Origin of the sequence: Ethanoligenens sp., assembly GCF_047718355.1 — a bacterium.
Classification (GTDB): Bacteria; Bacillota; Clostridia; order Oscillospirales; family Ethanoligenentaceae; genus Ethanoligenens.
In genome coordinates this window covers 1-5,310 of the sequence record NZ_JBDNLG010000130.1, presented here as the reverse complement: position 1 = coordinate 5,310, position 5,310 = coordinate 1, and the positions used below count along the sequence as shown (strand labels likewise).

Here is a 5,310-nt window from a genome sequence, read left to right as displayed (position 1 = left end):
CCCCTGGCCGATCTGCCGGGAAAATTGAGAAACTTCCCTATGAGCACCTAACTAAAGGCAGGAGTTTGTAATTGAGAATGAATTGAGGGATTGTATGAACCGAAAAAAACAGCTACACTATATCTACAAGGACACCTTGAGGCACATCACATCCTACCCGGATCGGTGGAAACGATTTTTAAAGTTTTGCGATCAAGTCTATCCGCTGTCGTTTGAAAACATGGTGCTGCTCTACGGCCAGAACCCAAAGGCCACGTTGTTGGCCACCGAAGAACAATGGAAGGCAATGGGGCGGGATGTTCTTGATAATTCAGAAGAACTCTTTGTCTTTGATACGAGCGGCGATGAGATCCGCGCGGCGAAATTTTTCGATGTAAAGCAGACGAACGGGGAACCGGTTCCCGCACGCTGGCGGTTGGATGAGGATACGCAACGCAGCTATTTGAATGCTATCAATCAATATCGAATCCAACCGGCAGAATCAGTAGAACGTTATCTCCGGGACATGATTGCAAAGAATGTACAGAACTACGGTGCTTTTGCCGAAGATTCTTTTCTCAAGGCATTACGGAACCGTGGTTATGATTCAGAAAAAATAGCTGTTCTCCAAAAATCTTTTCGCCCCATGCTTGAACGCAATATCCGCTATTTGGTTGGAAACCGTTGCGGCTTTCCGATTCACAGCCTTCCGGCAACCGGCAATTTTCGATATATCCGCGATTTTAACGATGTGTATTCTGCTACGCTGTTTGGCGTCGTTTCCACTGACATGGCGCGTGCGGCGCTGACACGAGTGGAACACTACGTACAACGGCTTGAAGAAAAGGAGCATTTGATTTATGAAACTGAATTATACCAAGCAGGGACGTTTTCTATCTCCAGAAATTCAGATCTCGAACGATCCGCAGGGCGATCGCCCGCTGGGGGATCTCGGGAAGAAGATATTCCAGAGGTTGAAACTGGAGAACAAGTGGAACTTTACGATGCTGCTGGTCGAAGGCAATCTGATGGGCAAGATGCATCAGGCCGAGGAGAAGGCCAATCAGAGGCTGCCGAAACTGATCAAGGAGATGATGTCGAAAGAACAGCTCCCGGAGGATACGAAACTACGGGGGCTGCGGATACAGGCGATACGGAATCAGGCGGAGGAACAGATCATCCGAGAGATGATGCAGAGCTTGAGCTGACCGCGCGAGACACCTCGGAGCCATCGAAGGATGGCTCTATTTTCTTGCCTGAAATCGTGGTGGAAGAAGAACTGGCAACAGTACTTCTTTGCCCTCCGGAACAGCCACCAACTAAAAGACAAATGGCCTTGAGCGAAGAAAACTTGCGCGAAACGGTTGGCGGCCCGTACATCGAACTTGAATATAAAGCTGGTGTCTCCTGTATCTGCAAACCACCTCATTTTGACGGCGGCGACGTATTTAATCGCATGGTATCAGGAGAACTGACAGCCGGCCCCATTGTATTTGTCCATACAAATCCAGATGGCTCGTATGCATCACTCTCTCCAGACGAGCTTCAAAATCTGAAATTGAAATTTGCGGCGCCTCTGATCGATGCTGGCCGCAAAATGGATAGATTCCATGCGCTTTTGGATGCGGTGCAAAGCAATGATGCTGAAAAGGTGTCCCGGATGCTCATTGGTCATAAGGAGAATGCCAATAAACTGATTGCTGGCGCGACACCTCTGCATTACGCCGTCGAACATGGAGCTGATAAAAGCGCCGATGTTCTGCTCAAAAGTGGCGCGTATGTGGATGCTATCAACGAGGAGCGCAAAACGCCGCTTTTCCGAGCGGTGGAACGCGGGGATGCAAAGATGACACGGCAGTTGCTTAAAGCCGGTGCTGATCCAGATCTAAGTGACGGCAAACATTTTATACAGGATGTTGCCGTATCCAAAGCAATCAAATCCATGCTGGATGAGTACAGTTTGAGCAGACAAAATGGATTAGGACGTGGGTTATTACCTAATTCCAGCAGGAGGCGATAATCTTGAACAAGAAATCTAAGTTGTATTTTGCACTAATCGCTTTGGGTATAACAGCTTTTCTTATGTGCCTTACAGCTATGCTAATCAATGTAGCTCTGCATTATATTATGCTCCTAATTGGTTTGCTGCCGGTAGTTATTAGAGCTGTTAAGTCGAATACAAACGTTTCTCCTATGTTTTCGTTCAAATTCAGTTATCTGTTTTCTCCTGTTTCGCGTATACCCTGGTACATCCCATGGCTATTCGCTGCATTACTTGTGATGATGCGCGGAAGAAAACTAGTCTGGAGGGTGAGTGATCATATTTTGCGCAGACTGCCGGGGCAGGAACCGGATCTTGAAGGTAGTCAGCGCTGGGCAACAAATAAAGAAATCACGAGGTATCTTCAGCCGATACCTAAAAGTGGCATTACTCATGCCAGAGTTACGGGAATTTTACTAGCCGAAACTGATTTCTTTTATTTTGTGGACAAGCAGGCGGTTAACACGCTGGTCATTGGTACTTCTCGAAGCGGCAAAGACATGCTCATCATATTAAATACCATTCGTTTGGCCAGTCAAGGCCGCAATCAGGAGTCTTTTTTGGTGTTTGACTTAAAAGGCGAAGACCTTGAAAGCTGCTATGCATTTTTGAAGAGCAAAGGCTATGTTGTGGATGTGATCAATCTGGCCGATCCCAAACGCAGCTCAAAGCGAGATCCTCTCTTTACAATCAAGAAGAAATATTTAGAAGAGGTAAAAGCAGGCGATGAGGATTATTCCGCGTCCATAGAGCTGGTAAAGGAGCTGGCACAGATTCTGACGGACAATCCACAGTCCGATCCGGTCTGGCCAAACAGTGCCAGAGCGCTGCTCACTGCTATTATCATCTATATGCTGGAAGATGGTTACAAGCGTGGCCAACTGGAACTCGTCAACATGTATAGTGTACTCAACTTCTTTTTAGAGTATGGAAAAGCAACCGTTCGAGTCGGCAAACAGAAAGAAAACGCCCTTGATCATCTTTTCAATCAGCTACCGGTCGGACATCCAGCAAAAATGGCGTACTCGCCCAGTAATTTTGCAGATGGTGAGATGCGTTCTTCTATTTTCTCAACTCTGGCCACTAATCTTGATATTTTTGCCGACACCGGTATCGCCCGCCTGACCAGCGGAAACGATGTGGACTTTGCGGGACTTGCCGATCCGGACAAGCCCCGTGCACTGTTTATCATCGTGCCGGAAGGCCGCACGACGCGCTATCCGTTAGCAGCGCTGATGATGGCACAGGCATACTCCGAACTGGTGGAAATCGCCCGTGGATGCCCCGGAAAGCGTTTAAAACGACGCGTGCGCAATATTTGCAATGAGTTTGGCAACATGCCGCAGATAACAGGACTCAGCACAAAAATCACAACAGCCCTCGGTCACAATATCCTGTTTGATCTCTATGTGCAGTCCCTGTCCCAATTGGAGGAGCGTTATGGCCGCCTAAACGCGATGTCCATCCAAGGAAACTGCGGAAACTGGGTATACCTCAATAGCATGGATGTCAACACCAACAAATATGTGTCTCAGTTGCTGGGCAACGGCACGCGGGAATACAAAACCTACAATTCAGAGACAGGTGATTTGGTTGATCAGCACCGCATGAGTCATTATAAATCCCGTCCCTTGAAAATGCCGGAAGAACTCCCCCGAATGCCTTTTGGCGATATGGTCGTCGTCAGACAGCGCTGCTTTCCGATTTTTTCACAAATCACGCCGTTCTATTCGTATAAACTCCCGGTCACACCAATTGAAGAGATTGCCTTACCGGAGAACAAAGCCCCTCTGCGGGATCTCCTTTATCCTTTTAAACCCGTCGCAACACCAAAAAAAGATACCGCGTCTTTGCCCGAAGACGACGATGCAGCGCCGGCCGCAGCTAATGTCGGCGGAGATCCCGGCGGCCATAAGGCAATCAGCATTGATTCTAAGCTACAGAGTGTCCTAAACAACATCGACATCCTAACGCACGGGAAATTCCGTCATGCCGTCGAGAAACGCAACGCAAACGCCTTATATGCTATAATTGAAAAGTATCAGGAGTCCGGCCAGCTGAATATGGAGCAGGCTGAATTGCTGGAAACCTATGTTGACGATCTTTCCGACACGAGGGAGTAATCTATGAAAAAAACAATCGCCCTGTTAGCCTTTGTAATGCTTTCTGCCGCACTTTTATCGGGATGCAGTTCTGTATCAAATTCCCTTGCGCCCGCCTCATCCACTCCCATTTCTGTGACCTCTGTCGGGGGCGGTGATGTATCCGTTTATTTTCCTCGCGCCGGGCAGGATGCCGAAGGCCAGCTGATCAGTGAGCTGGGTACCGCCAAGAAGACGCTGGATGTTGCCATTTACAGTTTTACCGATACCAAAATTGCGGACGCCATCGCCGCGGCGAAAAAACGTGGCGTGACCGTGCGCTTGATCTCCGACCGCGAATGCTCCAGCGAAGTAGCGCAGAAAAAGGCTTTGAATGTAGTGAAAGCTGCCGGTATCCCAATCAAGATTAACAGCCACCAGGGCATCATGCACCTAAAGGTTTCCATCATTGACGATAGTGTAACGACGACCGGCAGCTTTAATTATACCAGAAGCGCCCAAAATGTTAACGATGAAAATCTGGTCGTCATCAACAACATGCAGATTTCGCAGCAGTACGAAGCGCAGTTTACGCGCATGTGGAACGATACTACGGATTTCCAGAACTGGAACTGATAAATATAAGTGTTCTTTCATCTTGGGGAGGCGGGAAACCGTCTCCCTTTTTTTATCTCTTTTCATCTCACCCCAAGGGTAAAAGCCATTATTTAAATGGTGAATTTTGGGGGTATAAATATGACAGGATTTATTAAGCTTTCGAGAAAGATGCTCGACTGGCAATGGTATCGGAACACAAATACAAAAATAGCATTCATTCATCTGCTGCTTAAAGCCGCCTGGACAAACGGTGTGCAGGATGGCACGGAGGTCAAGCGTGGGCAATGCTTTCTTTCCCAATCCAAGCTGAGTGCTGCAGTGAACTTGTCGCCGGGAGAAACCCGCACTGCACTGGAGCACCTCCAGAAAACAGGTGAAATCTCCATCGATGGGAACAATGACGGGAGCCTGATTACCATACAGAAATACGATACATATCAAGCAATGGATGCGGCATGGTACGTCCAACTCCACCGCAAAATCCGAGACTGGCGTTGGTATCGCAACACCAATACAAAAATTGTATTCCTGCATCTGCTGTTGTGGTCAAGCATTTTTGTAACACAGCTACCTAAATTGATTCAATCCGTA

General features: G+C 47.9%; 5 protein-coding genes. All 5 read left to right on the top strand.

Annotation, left to right across the window (positions count from 1 at the left end; all coding sequences use genetic code 11):
* Positions 1-839 precede the first annotated feature (839 nt).
* On the top strand, positions 840-1,187 hold the full coding sequence (locus ABF463_RS13755) for a TnpV protein (protein WP_415534487.1): 348 nt from the start codon (positions 840-842) through the stop codon (positions 1,185-1,187).
* Positions 1,188-1,309: 122 nt separating this feature from the next.
* The gene (locus tag ABF463_RS13750) at positions 1,310-1,999 is read left to right on the top strand and encodes an ankyrin repeat domain-containing protein (protein ID WP_415534488.1); all 690 of its coding nucleotides are present in this window, start codon (positions 1,310-1,312) and stop codon (positions 1,997-1,999) included.
* A gap of 290 nt (positions 2,000-2,289) precedes the next feature.
* Positions 2,290-4,143 (top strand): VirD4-like conjugal transfer protein, CD1115 family, encoded by a 1,854-nt coding sequence (locus tag ABF463_RS13745; protein WP_415534486.1) that lies wholly within the window; start codon positions 2,290-2,292, stop codon positions 4,141-4,143.
* A gap of 3 nt (positions 4,144-4,146) precedes the next feature.
* Positions 4,147-4,737 carry a phospholipase D-like domain-containing protein gene (locus ABF463_RS13740; protein WP_415534484.1) on the top strand — a complete coding sequence of 197 codons (591 nt, stop codon included), beginning with the start codon at positions 4,147-4,149 and terminating at the stop codon, positions 4,735-4,737.
* 120 nt (positions 4,738-4,857) lie between these two features.
* Positions 4,858-5,310: hypothetical protein (locus tag ABF463_RS13735; RefSeq protein ID WP_415534482.1), on the top strand; the 453-nt coding region annotated here is incomplete at its 3' end.